The organism is Verrucomicrobiota bacterium (assembly GCA_039192515.1).
Classification (GTDB): Bacteria; Verrucomicrobiota; Verrucomicrobiia; order Methylacidiphilales; family JBCCWR01; genus JBCCWR01.
On sequence record JBCCXA010000007.1, the window covers coordinates 41,932 to 55,673 of the forward strand.

General features: G+C 42.9%; 16 protein-coding genes. 10 read left to right on the forward strand and 6 right to left on the reverse strand.

Translation table 11 applies throughout. The annotated features are described in order from the left end of the window. Nucleotides 1-16 precede the first annotated feature (16 nt). Nucleotides 17-1,525, forward strand: coding sequence for a carboxypeptidase M32 (locus AAGA18_04805; GenBank protein MEM9444654.1), 1,509 nt, complete (start codon nucleotides 17-19; stop codon nucleotides 1,523-1,525). A 7-nt stretch (nucleotides 1,526-1,532) separates the two neighbouring features. Here AAGA18_04805 and AAGA18_04810 read toward each other — a convergent pair whose 3' ends face one another. Then, a complete protein-coding gene (locus tag AAGA18_04810; protein MEM9444655.1) occupies nucleotides 1,533-1,958 on the reverse strand; it encodes a thioredoxin family protein in 426 nt (141 codons plus the stop codon). Between the two features lie 50 nt (nucleotides 1,959-2,008). Here AAGA18_04810 and dnaX point away from each other — a divergent pair, with 50 nt between their 5' ends. The 4 genes from dnaX to AAGA18_04830 are packed head-to-tail and all read left to right on the forward strand — an operon-like array spanning nucleotide 2,009 to nucleotide 5,365. Further along, entirely contained in the window at nucleotides 2,009-3,769 is a 1,761-nt protein-coding gene (gene dnaX / locus AAGA18_04815) for a DNA polymerase III subunit gamma/tau (protein ID MEM9444656.1), read from the forward strand. 45 nt (nucleotides 3,770-3,814) lie between these two features. Beyond that, nucleotides 3,815-4,129, forward strand: coding sequence for a YbaB/EbfC family nucleoid-associated protein (locus AAGA18_04820; protein ID MEM9444657.1), 315 nt, complete (start codon nucleotides 3,815-3,817; stop codon nucleotides 4,127-4,129). A 7-nt stretch (nucleotides 4,130-4,136) separates the two neighbouring features. Then, nucleotides 4,137-4,733, forward strand: coding sequence for a recombination mediator RecR (recR, locus tag AAGA18_04825; protein MEM9444658.1), 597 nt, complete (start codon nucleotides 4,137-4,139; stop codon nucleotides 4,731-4,733). Then, the gene (locus AAGA18_04830) at nucleotides 4,730-5,365 is read left to right on the forward strand and encodes an HAD-IA family hydrolase (GenBank protein ID MEM9444659.1); all 636 of its coding nucleotides are present in this window, start codon (nucleotides 4,730-4,732) and stop codon (nucleotides 5,363-5,365) included. Before recR ends, AAGA18_04830 begins: the two co-directional genes overlap by 4 nt. A gap of 8 nt (nucleotides 5,366-5,373) precedes the next feature. Here AAGA18_04830 and AAGA18_04835 read toward each other — a convergent pair whose 3' ends face one another. After that, nucleotides 5,374-6,177 (reverse strand): Hsp33 family molecular chaperone HslO, encoded by an 804-nt coding sequence (locus tag AAGA18_04835; GenBank protein ID MEM9444660.1) that lies wholly within the window; start codon nucleotides 6,175-6,177, stop codon nucleotides 5,374-5,376. A gap of 120 nt (nucleotides 6,178-6,297) precedes the next feature. Between AAGA18_04835 and AAGA18_04840 the strand changes: the two genes are divergently transcribed. From AAGA18_04840 to AAGA18_04850, 3 genes are all read left to right on the forward strand, one after another. Continuing rightward, entirely contained in the window at nucleotides 6,298-6,591 is a 294-nt protein-coding gene (locus AAGA18_04840; protein MEM9444661.1) for a hypothetical protein, read from the forward strand. 94 nt (nucleotides 6,592-6,685) lie between these two features. Then, complete coding sequence (locus AAGA18_04845; GenBank protein MEM9444662.1) at nucleotides 6,686-7,465, forward strand: ParA family protein; 780 nt, start codon at nucleotides 6,686-6,688, stop codon at nucleotides 7,463-7,465. A gap of 84 nt (nucleotides 7,466-7,549) precedes the next feature. Continuing rightward, nucleotides 7,550-8,569, forward strand: coding sequence for a DUF4126 domain-containing protein (locus AAGA18_04850; protein ID MEM9444663.1), 1,020 nt, complete (start codon nucleotides 7,550-7,552; stop codon nucleotides 8,567-8,569). A 354-nt stretch (nucleotides 8,570-8,923) separates the two neighbouring features. Here AAGA18_04850 and AAGA18_04855 read toward each other — a convergent pair whose 3' ends face one another. From AAGA18_04855 to AAGA18_04865, 3 genes are all read right to left on the reverse strand, one after another. Beyond that, a complete protein-coding gene (locus AAGA18_04855; GenBank protein ID MEM9444664.1) occupies nucleotides 8,924-9,259 on the reverse strand; it encodes a P-II family nitrogen regulator in 336 nt (111 codons plus the stop codon). A gap of 179 nt (nucleotides 9,260-9,438) precedes the next feature. Then, nucleotides 9,439-9,783: a P-II family nitrogen regulator gene (locus AAGA18_04860; GenBank protein ID MEM9444665.1), complete on the reverse strand. Its 345-nt coding sequence runs from the start codon at nucleotides 9,781-9,783 to the stop codon at nucleotides 9,439-9,441. Nucleotides 9,784-9,858: 75 nt separating this feature from the next. After that, on the reverse strand, nucleotides 9,859-11,244 hold the full coding sequence (locus tag AAGA18_04865) for an ammonium transporter (protein ID MEM9444666.1): 1,386 nt from the start codon (nucleotides 11,242-11,244) through the stop codon (nucleotides 9,859-9,861). Nucleotides 11,245-11,635: 391 nt separating this feature from the next. On the opposite strand from AAGA18_04865, the gene AAGA18_04870 reads away from it, so the two are divergent. Beyond that, a complete protein-coding gene (locus AAGA18_04870) occupies nucleotides 11,636-12,646 on the forward strand; it encodes a 2-hydroxyacid dehydrogenase (GenBank protein ID MEM9444667.1) in 1,011 nt (336 codons plus the stop codon). A 13-nt stretch (nucleotides 12,647-12,659) separates the two neighbouring features. On the opposite strand, the gene AAGA18_04875 is transcribed toward AAGA18_04870, so the two are convergent. Continuing rightward, nucleotides 12,660-13,241 carry a polymer-forming cytoskeletal protein gene (locus AAGA18_04875; GenBank protein ID MEM9444668.1) on the reverse strand — a complete coding sequence of 194 codons (582 nt, stop codon included), beginning with the start codon at nucleotides 13,239-13,241 and terminating at the stop codon, nucleotides 12,660-12,662. A gap of 123 nt (nucleotides 13,242-13,364) precedes the next feature. Here AAGA18_04875 and AAGA18_04880 point away from each other — a divergent pair, with 123 nt between their 5' ends. Next, a complete protein-coding gene (locus AAGA18_04880; protein ID MEM9444669.1) occupies nucleotides 13,365-13,685 on the forward strand; it encodes a Dabb family protein in 321 nt (106 codons plus the stop codon). Nucleotides 13,686-13,742 lie beyond the last annotated feature (57 nt).

Sequence of the window (13,742 nt, forward strand, 5' to 3'; positions counted from 1 at the left end):
CTATGGATAAGTTTATATGGTGGTGAATATGGGTGCTAATGAGTCTTACCAAAACCTCTTAGAGCGAACCAGGCGAGTCGCTCTGCTTAACTCCACTTCTAGTCTTCTGAGCTGGGATCAAGAAACCTACATGCCAGAGCAGGCAGTCCAGTATCGCTCCGAGCAACTGGCTTTTTTATCCGGCCAATCGCATAGGCTATTCACAGCGGCAGAAGTTGATGGTTGGTTAAAAGACTGTGAGGATCATGATTTTGAAACGGAAGGTAAAGAAGCAGTTAATGTTCGAGAATGGCGTAGATCATATGATCGGGCGACTAAGTTGCCGTCAGTTCTTGTAGAGGATATCAGCAAAACGACTGCTCTGGGGCGTTCGGTCTGGGTGCAAGCACGCAAGAACAAGAAATTTTCTGAGTTTAAGGACACGCTCCAAAAAATTGTTCAACTTAATCTCCAGTGTGCGGAGCACTGGGGCTATGAGGATTCTCCCTATGATGCGCTTCTAGAGGAGTATGAGGCAGGTGCACGTTCCTCCGAATTACAGAAACTATTTGCTGAGCTTGGTCCCAGGCAGTCGGAAATAGTTAAAGAGCTGACAGAGAAAAGCCAAAAGATTCCAGAGGATTTGCTTTATGGAGATTACCCAGTAGAAAAACAGCAAGCATTTAACAGGCGAGTAGCAGAGGCATTTGGTTTTGATTTCGAGCAAGGCAGAATTGATCAAACCACTCATCCCTTTTGCACAGAATTGGGGCCAAGGGATTGTCGCTTGACTACGCGGTACAATATTAAAGATTTTACGCAATCGCTATATGGTGTTTTGCATGAAGCTGGGCATGGGTTGTATGAGCAAGGTTTACCTGAGGAGGATTTTGGAACGCCTTGCGGGGATGCTGTGTCTCTGGGAATCCATGAATCTCAATCTCGGCTTTGGGAAAACAAGGTAGGTCGTGCCAAAGAATTTTGGGAATACTGGCATCCTATTGCTTGTGAATATTTTCCGGGCTTAGCTAAACTCTCGGCAAGTCAGATTACAGCAGCAGTAAATCGTGTTCAGCCCTCGTTTATTCGAGTGGAAGCTGATGATGTGACCTATGATTTGCATATTTTGCTACGTTTTAAAATTGAACTAGAGGTAATGGAAGGAAGGTTGAAGGTAGAGGATATACCTGCTTTTTGGAATGAAAGATTTAATGAGCTATTTGGCTTAGATGTGCCGGATGATTCAGAGGGTTGCCTACAAGACATTCACTGGTCATTGGGTAGTTTTGGCTACTTCCCAACCTACTCACTAGGCAACTTAAATGCGGCACAGCTCTATCACAAAGCACTGGATCAAAATCCGAATATTTTGACCGAAGTACAAGGCGGCAATTACCGGGCCCTTCTCAAGTGGCTGCAAGAAAATATCCATCAGTCTGGTAAAAGACTTCTAGCACCCGAACTTATGGAAAAGGCAACGGGCGTCAAACTCTCAATCGAGCCTCACTTAAAGGATCTAAGGGCCAAGGCAGAGCTTATTTCCTAAGGCTCTCCTACAGTTTCTTGAGTGCATTAATGAAGGCCTTGGGCCCGCCTTCCATATAGCCTAACTGCCCCAGTTTCTTTTCTTTGCCGTCGAGAACAATAATGGTAGGGAAACCACGGATGCCATATTTTTTGGCTAAAGCGTCATTCGCCTTCTTTTGCTCGGCAGATTGCTTCTTTTTATTAGGGAAGTCGACTTCTAGTAAAACCAAATTTTCTGCGGCATACTTTTTGAATTCATCTTTTGAAAATACTTCTTTATCCAGCCTGATGCACCATCCACACCAGTCAGATCCGGTGAAATCCATCAGAAGCTTCTTATCTTCGTTTTTAGCTTGCGCAAGCGCCTTCTCATAATCAGTGAGCCATCCTTCTCCGGCTATCCCTGTGGAAGCCATTATTACAGCTATACATGCTGATAATAGAAATTTCATTGTAAGCGATCCTTTCTGTAACATTGTTTATTTGTATATACCATAGGACGTTGGATGCGGCCACTGCATTCCCTGATAATTTAAAAAAAGAAATTCCCTTTGCTGGGGTGGACGTTATGTTTTTTGCTGTGAGTTATCAAGTCCTGGCTAGAAAATACCGCCCCCAAAGCTTTGATGAGGTTGTTGGGCAGCAGCATGTCATTCGGACTTTGAAAAATGCCATTGCAACTGGACGTATTCCGCATGCCTTTTTATTTGTAGGCCCGAGGGGAATTGGTAAAACTTCGACAGCTAGAATTCTGGCAAAGGCGCTTAATTGCCAGAATGGTCCTCAATCTGACTTTGATCCTCAAGATGAGGTTTGTCTGGAGATAGCAGAAGGACGTTGCATGGACGTCTTAGAAATTGACGGAGCTTCCAACAATGGAGTGGAGCAGGTGCGTGATTTACGAGACAATGTCCAATATGCACCGACACGAGGTAAATTTAAACTCTATGTCATCGACGAAGTTCACATGCTTTCTACTGCTGCGTTTAACGCGCTTTTAAAGACATTAGAAGAACCCCCTGCTCATGTTAAATTTATCTTTGCTACCACGGAAGTGCATAAGTTGCCGGCCACTATATTGTCGCGTTGTCAACGGTTCGACCTTAAGCGCATATCTGCTGAGGATATTGCAGGGCATTTGCGCTATATTTGCGAACAAGAGGGAATTACTATTGAATCCTCGGCGCTTAAGGTTTTGGCCCGTAATGCTGAAGGTGGACTAAGAGATGCGGAATCGGCACTGGAGCAGCTCATTAGTTTCTGCGGTAAAGAAATTAAGGAGAGTGATGTTCTAGAAGTTTTTGGTCTAAGTGGGCCGTCTGAAGTATGGGAGCTAGCCAAAAATGTATTAGCTGCAGATTCTGCTTCTGCGTTAATACAGGTGCGTAGACTCGCTGCAACGGGCAAAGATACCGAGAGGCTTACTAAAGAGCTGCTATACTATTTCCGGAACTTTCTACTTTTCCTTCTAACTCCCCAGGAAGCGGAAGCTCAGCTAGATGTCACTGAGTTCGAGCATTACCAAGGTGTGAGCACTAAGCCAAGCCAAGAGCTTCTTTTGGCTTATATAGATGAATTAATGACGTTGGAGGAAAAACTTCGCTTTGTATTAGTTAAGGATGTGGCATTTGAGATGGCTATCTTGCGTTTGGCCCAGCAAAAACAGAAAATATCTTTGGAGGAAGTTATTCGTCATATTACAAGCGGAAGCCCGAATAAGGAGCTATCTACTAAAGCAGTAGCGCCTCCATCCGTGCCTCAACCTCCACCGAGCAGTCAAGCCGAAGTGACTCCTCAAGTCTTAACTTCTGGGAAGAAGGAAACGGCTCACATACTACCCGCAAGTGCCCCTAAAGCAGAAACGGTGCTGCATAAAGTGTCTGAACGGATGATCAAGAAAGATATTTCTTTCAGGCGCTATTTGGAAACCTGCACTTATAAGGAGTATGAGGAACCCAATTATGTAGTGAGGATGACCTCTGGGAAGATGCTTTACGACGCATTTCTTAAATCCCCCAAATTTAAGTCGATCGAAAAAGCGATTGAGCAAGAACTCGGTGTCGGCACTAAGTTAGTGATTGATTTTATAGAGCGCCAAGAGGAAATTTCAGAAGTAGCGGAGCAAGCAGTGCCTAGCGATGCGAGGTCTGCACCCAGAGAAGCTCCATCGGTGACAAAAGAAGAGTTCCTTAATGATCCTTTGATTAAGCAAGCCATGGAAGCCTTTGATGCACGCATAGTAGAAGTGCGAAATTCATCTTAGAAAATTTTACATGCACCTTAAACCTAATAGAATTGGAGAAAAGCTATGAACCCTATGAAACTAATGAAGCAAGCTCAAAAAATGCAGGCTGAGGCCCAGAAGATGGAAAATGAGCTCGCAAATAAACGATTTGAAGCTAGTGCTGGAGGAGGTGCCATAAAAGTCGTTGTAGATGGAAAAAGCCATTTACGTGATGTAGTAATTGATCCTGAAATATTAAAGGAAGGTGATGCGGAGATGCTTCAGGATTTCATTCTTACAGCTTATAGAGAATCCTCTGAAATGGCTGTAAAAGATCAAGAGGCTCAGATGAAGAAGCTTACTGCGGGCATGCAATTGCCTCCTGGGATGGGCTTCTAGACTTCAGGTGGATTATCCTCTTTCCATAAAACAGTTGGTAGGTGCTCTGCGAGCATTGCCTTCCATAGGCCCTAGAAGTGCGGAGCGCCTAGCCTTATTTCTGATCCAAGAAGATCCACATATCGGACGTGAAATTAGTCGGACGATTCTTGAGGCCTTAGAAAAAATACAGCGCTGCCCCGAGTGCGGCTTTTTTACTGAAGCGGGAATATGTGAAATTTGTCGAGATGAGAAACGGAATGGGAGATTAATTTGTTTGGTAGAAAGTGCTACAGATGTGCTGGCATTCGAGCGAAGTAAAAGTTTTGATGGTAAGTATCATGTCTTGGGTGGTGTACTTTCACCGCTTGACGGCATAGGTCCCGATGAGTTGAAAATTCCCAAGTTCTTAAGCAGAGTAGAGCGAGACTCTGTAAAGGAAGTCATTATTGGTTTGAACACGGATGTTAAGGGAGAAACGACTTCAATCTACATAGCAGATAAGCTTAAGAAGATGGATGTTAAAGTTACGCGCCTAGCCACGGGGCTAAGTGTTGGAGGATCGCTAGAGTTTGCAAATGCTCTAACGCTTGCACATGCGCTGCAGGATCGAAAAGCGATATGAAGATTTCAACGATTATTTTTGATATAGGGCGAACTTTGCTTCACTTTGATTTTTCTGTCACACTTAAAAAGGTTTCTGAGAACTCAGATTTATCACTGGAGCAGATTGAAGAGGTTGCCTTTGGGATTAATGAAGCAATTCACAAAGAAAGGGTGGGTATTATAGATCAATATGAATTAGGGCAAATATCTTCGGAAGAATTCTTTAGTTCCATGAAGGAGATGTTTCATTTTCATGGCTCCTTGGAAGATTTGGAAGGTTATTGGTGTGATATTTTTACGCCGCTTGAGGATCATATTCAATATGCGAGGCAACTAGCTCAATATTACCCTATGGCGGTTCTCTCTAATACCTCGGAGGCGCATATTCAACATTTCGAACGAGATTATGAATTCTTTTCCATTTTTCGGCAGCGCTTTTATTCATGCCGAATGAGCTTAGCAAAACCTGATGCTAAAATTTATGAGCAAACCATTGCTGAAATGGGTGCAGATCGGTTTGAAACACTATTGATTGATGATCGAGAGGAGAATGTTTTAGGAGCAATGCAGCAGGGATGGCAAACTATTCACCTCAGACCAGAAGTAGATCTTAAGCTTGCATTGCAAAGCTATGAGCTTACAGGGATTTAGAGCGTCGCTTAATCTGAGTCTTTTTCCGCCATGAAGGCCTCTAACATTTCACGTGAAATCGTAAACTTAGCACCGCATCGCGGGCAGTGAATATGGATTGTTTCTTCCCCTTCAAATAAAGATTCTGGGTTCGCTTTCATAGTTGGAACAAGTAACTTCATCATATTGTCTTGGTTACAGCCGCAGAACCACCTAAAATAGCGTTTTTCCAACAAACTAAGCTCTTCATTTTGGTCTAACACTCGGATTGCTTCCTTGTCCAAGCCCATTAGCCACTCTGTATCACAGTCAGGTTGAGCGGAAATGAGGACGAAATCTTCATCATCATATTCAAAGAAACGAGCGTGTCGCTGTTCGCTTTGATAATAAAAGTGTTCTGCTGCTCTGAAAGGCAATTGCCCCTCAAATGCTGTTACGCTGCGTTGCACTGCATTGTCTCCTCTAACTACTTCAGAGTAGAAAAGATTTTCTTTGCCTGGCTTTACGTCTTTAGTGAATATCTGACCGATAACGAGATTTTGCTGATTGTCACCTGTGACAAAAATATTGATTAAAGGATCTTGGAAATTGAGAGTCCAAGCAGAGACCTCTATCTGAGGTCGGGATGCCGAATGCAAACACATAGCTGCTAAAGCTTCCTTGAATATCTGGTCGTGTTTTGCTTCATAGCGCAGGCTGTTATCGGCAAGGTGAAGATAATAATCTACGTAGAGCTTTTCAAAATTTGCGCGGGCTAGGAGCGCATTACGTTTTCGGACAAAGTAGGTTCGAACTTCAAGCCCGCGGTCTTCACTTGCCTTATCCTCTCCCATTGCCTTCTAGAACTAGCAAATAATTCTCGTATACCAAGAAATTAGAGGGAGAGAAATAAATCTGTCTCATGTTTACATTAGAATTGCCTCGGGATAGCGATAAACTATGATTTATAGACTATGGTTTTTCACCGCGGAGGTGCAAAGCGCACTTGGATGGAAGAAGAGATTTTATCGCGTAAAGTAATGAGAGTATCTATTGGAATAGCCCAACGATTAGCTCCAGGTGCCCTAGAGCCCTCACAAAGAAATACGCCTATAGACTTTTTAGCAAAAGAGTTCTCAAATTTGGAATTACAGGCTGGTGAAGATTTGCTTTCAATTCACAACGCTCAAGCACTTGGTTGCTCCAATCCTTGGGGTTTTCGACTAGCATTGCTTATCAATTTTAACACCCCTATTTTAAAAAGATAAATGAAGAGCGTTATGAACTCATGGATTCGATCTGCAGCTTTAGCCTGTGAAAAGCGATATTATAGATCTTTATGTTTCTACGGTAAAAAATAAAATGAAAATTTTTGCAATCGTAAATCAAAAAGGAGGAGTGGGTAAAACCACAACGGCAGTTAATCTCTCTGCGGCTCTGACAGAATTGGGAAAAAGAGTTCTGTTAATTGATCTGGATCCGCAAGCAAATACAACAAGTGGTCTGGGAATGGAGGCTCAACAGGGTATGAGTTTGTACCCTGTATTGATTAGTGAAAAGGCCATTGAGGATCAAATCCAACGTACTCCTTATGCTGATTTAGATATTATTACCTCAGAGATTGATCTGGCTGGAGTGGAGATTGAATTGGCTGCACTAGAAAGCCCTATTCATCGAGTCAAGGAGACATTAGAGCCTATGCGATCTAATGAAAGTTATGATTATGCAATCATCGACTGCCCGCCGTCGGTCGGCATTCTCATGACGAGTGCTTTAGTAGCGGCGGATGGGTTGATTATACCAGTTCAATGTGAATTTTATGCGATGGAGGGTGTCACCAAAATCATGGATCTTGTTTCCAAAATGGAAGCCTTAAATCCATCGCTTAGCATTTGTGGGGTCATTATGACTATGTACGACGCGCGCACACGTATCAGTCAGCAGGTTGTTGCTGATGTAAGAGAATATCTGGGGAACATGGTATTCGAAACAGTCATTCCTAGATCGGTTAGGATTAGCGAGGCACCTAGTTTTGGGGAGCCTATCACAAAGTATGATCAATGGGGTATAGGCTCCAGAAATTATCGAGCATTAGCCGAGGAATTTGTTCAACGTTTAGAAGGCGTTCAAGCAGAAGCTTAGTTTTTTTATCCAAACTTAGAGGATTAAAAAATCTTGGCCTGAGAAGCCTGGTATTTTGGTTGATGGCCTATAGGATAAATAACTGTGGAGCATTTCAATCTCATTGCCTCAGCCCTGGGCATTGCAGCACTAGCCGGGGTTAATTTGTACCTAACGACATTTGTCATCAGCGCTTCACTTTACTTTAATATTATCCAGCTCCATCAAAGCATGGAGTCACTATCTGTTTTAGGGCATCCTACTATCTTAATTGCATCAGGTATCTTGTATTTGATTGAGTTTGTAGCAGATAAGGTGCCTTGGTTCGATTCTGTATGGGATGTCGTGCATACGGCGATAAGGCCTCTTGGAGGTGCTCTTTTGGGCGTCAGCATGCTTGGTAAGATAGATCCAGTCTTTATGGTCTTAATAGGGTTGCTCTGTGGTTCTACAGCATTAACCGCACATCTCACGAAATCCGCCTCCAGGTTGTTGGTTAATACCTCGCCAGAGCCTGTCTCAAATTCTGCAATAAGTTTATTAGAAGATGGGCTGGTGCTTACAGGGCTAGCTGTGACTTATTTTACTCCAGTTTTTGCTTTATGTCTGGTGGTTTTATTCTTTTCTCTTTTTTGTTGGAAAGGGCTGGCTTTATTTCGCTATTGCATGGTTAGCTTGCGTTTTATCTTCTTCAAACTAACAAGTATCAACCAGGTTCCAAAGTTATCGAGCAAACTCCCCAAAAGTCTTCCCAGTCAGTTGAGAAATCAGCTTAATAAGGACTTAGAGAAAGATAATTATTTAGTTTGGGCATTTCCGATTGTGACAGGGAGGGGGCGCTTCATTCCACTAAATCATCGTGCTCATTTATGTTATATTCTACCTAGTGATAGACTAGGATTGCTCATCAAGAAACGCAAAACTGTATGGCTGCGCCGCCAAAAATTAGTGCTTAAAGAAAGAGAAAAGCTGCTTTACGATGAAGTGCAGCTATTTGAAAGGAACAAAGAAAAATTTGGGTATTATCTGCGTTTCGCAAAACACGAAAAAGGCCTCAAGAATTCTTTTCTAGCAGACTTGGATGACAGGAGAAAAAATCTGAGTAGTTTTGCAAAGTCTAGTTAACGTATGTCCAACCCAAATGATGCTACAGAGACTCAAAGAATTGCGCAAGGTCTTGGTCCCAAGAAGCGTAGGTTCTCCTTGAGGGACGACCTATTGAGGCCTATGTTCCACCTCTATCCTGATGAGGGCTCCGTGCTTGATAGTTTCGCCTTCGCTTGGCCATTTTGGCTATTGAGGACTACGCTCAGACGATGTGATTGAGTGCCTCTTCTGCGGCTCTCTTATTTCTGGCTCAAGCTTCCCGCTCAACTTCTATGGCATCATCCGAAGTCCATTACGCATGCAAAGATCGAAAAGTCTTTTTGATGAGTTTTGCTGTTCTAGCGACTTAAGCCAAGGAGCGTGTAACTATATTTAGACGGCTAACTTACCGCGCTGTTCTGTGCGAATTCGAAGCACTTCTTCCACCTCTGAGATAAAGATTTTTCCGTCGCCTATTTTACCGGTTCTGGCGCTTTCTATAATGGCCTGGACGGCTGGCTCCAGATATTCTTCAAGGATGACTACTTCAATCTTGAGCTTTGGTATAAAAGAGATTAGCTGATTACCTGATTGTTCGCCCAGATTGCCTTTTTGGCGCCCAAAGCCTTTAACTTCAGTAATAGTCATCCCTTCTATACCTATATCCCCTAGGGCATCTTTTACATCTTCAAGTTTAAAAGGTTTAATAATAGCCTCAATTTTTTTCATAAGATTCATTAGCAATCTAGAGGCTGTCGGTTCAGTGTCAGCTTTTCATTTGATAAATATTTGAAAGTTATTAGCTGATCTACTTAGTAGAGGGGTACCATCAATGATGTGTAGGCAATGAAAAAAGTGGCTGAAGGAAAACCTTCAGCCACTTGATCATCAACCAATTCGAGTTTTAATTAAACTGCTTTATCACCTTTTTCTTCGGTGCGGATGCGAATAGCTTCCTCAACCGGCAAAATGAAGATTTTCCCATCACCAATTTTTCCAGTTTTGGCAGCCTTAACGATAGCCTCCACTGCCTTTTCGGTTAGGGATTCTTCTAAGACGACCTCAATTTTTACCTTAGGTAAGAAATCTACCGTGTATTCAGAACCGCGGTAGATTTCGGTATGACCTTTCTGACGGCCAAACCCCTTGACCTCACTCACGGTCAACCCTTCAATGCCGATTTCAGTTAGGGCTTCTTTTACTTCCTCAAGCTTAAAAGGCTTGATAATTGCTTCGAGTTTTTTTACTGCCATAAATTTTCCTTTCTTTGTCTTCTAGTTAGAGCGAGCTTATACACTCACTCTAAATTGGCGACTTATTAAATTCAATTAGCTCTTCACCGCCTCTTGGAAGTCTGGGTAAGCCTCTTGTCCGTGCTCGCCCTTGTCGAGTCCCATGGTTTCTTCTTCTTCGCTCACGCGAACCCCCATGATAATCTTGATGATGAAGAATACAACTCCTGCGAAAACAAAAGCCATCGCTGCAACTGCTAAAACACCAATCAACTGACCGACGAATCCATAGTCAGCGTGGAAAGCACAAGCTAGAATTCCCCATATACCACACACACCGTGAACGGAGATTGCTCCTACGGGATCATCAACTTTTAACTTATCTAAAATGATGATGGAAGGGACAACGATGATCCCTGCAACAACCCCTATAAAAATTGCCATCTTTGGCCCGAAAATATCAGCATTCGCTGTAATACCTACCAAACCAGCTAAAATTCCGTTAAGAGCCATGGAAAGGTCAGGTTTTTTAAGGAAGATCCAAGAAATTACAATGGAGGATAACGCTCCACCACATGCTGCTAAAGTTGTTGTTGTAAATACTTGGCCTAAAGGTCCAGGAGCTGCAGACAGAACAGAGCCACCGTTAAATCCAAACCAACCCAAGAAAAGTAGGAAGACACCAATAGCTGCTAGAGGCATACTATGACCCGGAATAGGCTTGATTCCCGTTTTGGTGTATTTGCCTTTGCGTGGTCCAAGGATGATTACACAAGCGAGAGCGGCGAACCCTCCAAACGCGTGCACGACTGCAGAACCCGCAAAATCTTTAAAGCCGTTTTCGCCGAGGTTCCCTAACCAGCCACCACCCCAGTGCCAAGAACCAACGAATGGGTATCCAATACCAACGAGGATGGTCGCGAAAATCATAAAGGGCAGAAGTTTAATACGCTCGGCAACCGCACCGGAAACGATAGTGGCTGCTGTGGCTGCGAACATAGACTGGAAGATAAAGTCTCCATACCCAGTCATAGCTAGTCCAACGCCGCCGTATCCAAAGGTGCCTCCACCATCAGCATTAAGGTCACCAATAGGGCTTCCAAAAGCAAAGAATCCAGGTATAAGCCAAGCATCACCTGGGTAATGGCTCATGAACCCCCATACAGCATAACTAACAACGCCCATGGAGATAATGAAAACATTCTTAAAAAGAATGTTAACTGTATTCTTTGATTGGCATAGGCCACTTTCTAGCGAGGCGAAGCCGAGGTGCATGATGAATACCAAAGCGGCTGCTATACATGTCCACAGCATACTTGTGGTAAAGAAGTCAAAGGCATACGTGTAATCACCTTGTTCAGCGACAAGTGCGTCGTAATCAGCCTTATAATCATCTGCCATAGCAACGCTAGGGTCCATAATCATGGAAATTCCTAGAACCAGTGCGAAGGCAAATAGTGTATTTTTTATCCATTTACTCATTTACATTTCCTTGTTGGTTTTAACTTTAGTTTTTTAATCCAGGATGTACTAATCACCTGGTGACTTGGCTCGCGTACTTAGCAGAGCTTGTGCCAAGTTGACGAATAGTTTGTGGAACATCATGAATCATATTTAAGTAAAAGGTTAAGAAAGTTTAGAAATAATGTGTCAATAACTGCAAATAACGGTATTGGTTTATTTTTTTACTCATTTATGGCCCATATGGATAAAAAAAGCCAATGGTTGAGATCAATGCAAGAAATCATGCTATAGATAAGTTAGATATTATCACTCGCATCTCGTTCGAATTCTATGACATCATCGATCTAAAATTGGCAGGGAGCAAATCTAGGTTTGGTGATCCACTCAGAAAGACCTAACCTTCTTATCTATGAAGATAGCAGTATTCAGCACTAAAAGTTATGATGAGGAATTCTTGGCGAAGGCTAATGAGGCTTTTGGTCATGAGATAAAATTTTTGGAGCCGAGATTAACTATTGAGACACTATCTTTGGCCAGTGGGTATCCAGCGTTATGTCTGTTTGTTAATGATGTGTTGACCGCAGATATGCTGGAGAGGCTTTCCGAGGCTGGGACTCGCATCATTGCATTGCGTTGTGCTGGTTTTAATCATATAGATCTTGCTGCGGCGCAGCGGCATAACATAATGGTTGTCCGTGTTCCCGCCTACTCGCCACAGGCGGTGGCTGAACATACACTCGCATTAATCCTCTGTTTGAACAGGCGCATTACGAGAGCTCATGCAAGGGTTCGAGAAAGTAATTTTTCTTTAGCTGGCCTGCTCGGTTTTGATTTATCGACGCGAACAGTTGGAGTTGTTGGGACTGGTAAGATAGGTTTAGCGGTTGTAAAGATATTGGCAGGCTTCGACTGTAAAATTTTAGCCTATGACCTTTACCCAAATAAAGAGGTGGTAAAAAAGGGTGGCACTTATGTCAGCTTCGAAGAGCTGATGGCCCAGTCAGATATTATTTCTTTGCATTGTCCGCTTAACCCGGGCACTCACCATATCATAAACGAAGAAAGCCTTGCTCAGATTAAAACAGGAGCCATGCTGATCAACACCAGTAGGGGAGGATTGATTGACACTCCATCTGTGATTCGTTCTCTGAAGTCTGGGAAACTGGGCTATCTTGGTCTCGATGTCTATGAGGAGGAAGGCGACTTGTTTTTTGAGGATCTTTCGGGAGCCGTTCTTCAAGACGATGTCTTTGCCCGTCTCTTAACATTCTCCAATGTAATTATAACAGCTCATCAAGCGTTTTTCACAGAGCAGGCCCTTGGGGAAATCGCGCATACGACTCTGCAGAATATCACCGAATTAGAGACTACTGGTAAGTGTGGAAATGTGGTGACTACTGAGCTCTTAGGTGCAAAGTAAGATTTTGATAATTCTAGTCGCTACTAGAGGAATTGCTGCGAGAGGACTTGCTGGGGGTTCCAGTACCATTTGATTTATCCAGTTGGCTGAAAATTTTAGAGAAATCGGTAGTGGGAGATTTGCCGGACAAGGTGTCGGAGCGTCCTACAAAAGTGACGCTGTCACTAATAGAAATTTGGGGGGCCTGGATGTCTCCATAAAGCTGCGCTTCACCCGTTACATCGACGCGATCTTGCGCTGCAATATTCCCTTGAACTTTTCCTCGCACTTCGACGGTTGCAGCGGCCGTGATAGATGCTTTGATAATGGCTGAATCTCCAATGATAAGTGGTCCTTCAGCGACTATATCGCCTTCGATACGACCATTGATTTCCGTGCGTGAGCTAAAATAAAGTGTCCCCTTAAGTTCTACATCCTCAGAGAGGTAAGCACCTGATGATTTGGAAGAGGATTTGCTTGATTTCGAAAGTAATGAATTTCCTGTTGTGCTCATAGTTGTTGCATTAGGTGTGTTGGAGCTATCGGAATCTGGCTTAAAAATTCCTCTGGTTAGCTCTTTGGTTTTGTTCACAAAATCATCGACGCCTGTAGTCATATTTGACTCGAATATCGTTATTAAATTTCGTATAGGCAATAAAATTCTTGAGAAAAAAGAAATAAAAAGGCTAGTTTACCTACGGATTGTTGAGATCAGCACGGATCTCTCTCTGGTAAATATATGGTTCATCACTTGCAATTGATTAAGCTCAAAGGCGAAGATCTCAATGAGGCTGCCGAGGAATTAATGATCGAGGCTAGGATTCGTCTTTTGAAGATACCAGAAGTCGTGAACCTTTTTTGCGGGAAGCGCATAGAGAAAGGGAAAGATGGACATGATTTCTTTTTGAGCATGGAATTCGAAAATATGTCCAAGAGATCTATAGCTTTGGAAAGTCCAATTTATATTACATTTAAACACAAAGTATTGGATCGATACACGGCTTCTATTACCGGAATGAATTTCGAAATGGAGCCAGGTAAAGATGTTAACTATTCCTAGTCCAAGGTAGAAAATTCTCTAGAAGAATAAAAGTTATTCACATTAAATCTATACTAC

Excerpts from the sequence above, each read along its gene's own strand:
- AAGA18_04855 (MEM9444664.1), bottom strand. The coding sequence starts at position 9,259 with ATGAAAAAAATTGAGGCTATTATTAAACCTTTTAAACTTGAAGATGTA.
- AAGA18_04880 (MEM9444669.1), top strand. The coding sequence starts at position 13,365 with ATGGTTCATCACTTGCAATTGATTAAGCTCAAAGGCGAAGATCTCAAT.
- AAGA18_04870 (MEM9444667.1), top strand. The coding sequence starts at position 11,636 with ATGAAGATAGCAGTATTCAGCACTAAAAGTTATGATGAGGAATTCTTG.
- AAGA18_04865 (MEM9444666.1), bottom strand. The coding sequence starts at position 11,244 with ATGAGTAAATGGATAAAAAATACACTATTTGCCTTCGCACTGGTTCTA.
- AAGA18_04810 (MEM9444655.1), bottom strand. The coding sequence starts at position 1,958 with ATGAAATTTCTATTATCAGCATGTATAGCTGTAATAATGGCTTCCACA.
- AAGA18_04835 (MEM9444660.1), bottom strand. The coding sequence starts at position 6,177 with ATGGGAGAGGATAAGGCAAGTGAAGACCGCGGGCTTGAAGTTCGAACC.
- AAGA18_04875 (MEM9444668.1), bottom strand. The coding sequence starts at position 13,241 with ATGACTACAGGCGTCGATGATTTTGTGAACAAAACCAAAGAGCTAACC.
- AAGA18_04860 (MEM9444665.1), bottom strand. The coding sequence starts at position 9,783 with ATGGCAGTAAAAAAACTCGAAGCAATTATCAAGCCTTTTAAGCTTGAG.
- AAGA18_04845 (MEM9444662.1), top strand. The coding sequence starts at position 6,686 with ATGAAAATTTTTGCAATCGTAAATCAAAAAGGAGGAGTGGGTAAAACC.
- AAGA18_04830 (MEM9444659.1), top strand. The coding sequence starts at position 4,730 with ATGAAGATTTCAACGATTATTTTTGATATAGGGCGAACTTTGCTTCAC.
- AAGA18_04820 (MEM9444657.1), top strand. The coding sequence starts at position 3,815 with ATGAACCCTATGAAACTAATGAAGCAAGCTCAAAAAATGCAGGCTGAG.
- AAGA18_04840 (MEM9444661.1), top strand. The coding sequence starts at position 6,298 with ATGGTTTTTCACCGCGGAGGTGCAAAGCGCACTTGGATGGAAGAAGAG.
- AAGA18_04805 (MEM9444654.1), top strand. The coding sequence starts at position 17 with ATGGTGGTGAATATGGGTGCTAATGAGTCTTACCAAAACCTCTTAGAG.